The 317-nt window shown below is 47.3% G+C and carries 1 protein-coding gene; it reads right to left on the bottom strand.

Going from position 1 to position 317, the window contains the following annotated elements; all coding sequences use genetic code 11:
- On the bottom strand, positions 1-317 hold a 317-nt coding region (locus BCT81_RS01045), incomplete at both ends, for a trigger factor (RefSeq protein WP_277869779.1).

The following is a 317-nucleotide window of genomic DNA, read 5'->3' as shown; positions in this document are numbered from 1 at the left end:
CCATCTCTAGTGGGAAGTTCTCAGCTTTACCGCCTTCGAACTCTTCACCGTCGATAGAACCAACGAAGTCGATAGTTGCACGAGAACCAGCGTCAGCTGCAGTGTCAACTTCAGTCCAAGTTGCTTGTTGCTTACGTAGAGTTTCGATCATCTCTTCAACGTCTGCGTCTTTAACTTCTACTGCTGGTTTCTCAACAGTGATGTTTTCTAGACCTTTCAGCTCAACTTCTGGGTAAACCTCAAAAGTTGCGTTGAATACTAGGTCAGCGCCTTCGTTGTTTTCAACTGGTGCGAAAGTTGGTGCGCCAGCTGGGTTG

This window comes from Vibrio sp. 10N.261.52.A1, from assembly GCF_002876325.1.
Lineage (GTDB): Bacteria > Pseudomonadota > Gammaproteobacteria > Enterobacterales > Vibrionaceae > Vibrio > Vibrio chagasii.
This window is presented reverse-complemented; position numbering and strand designations above follow the sequence as displayed.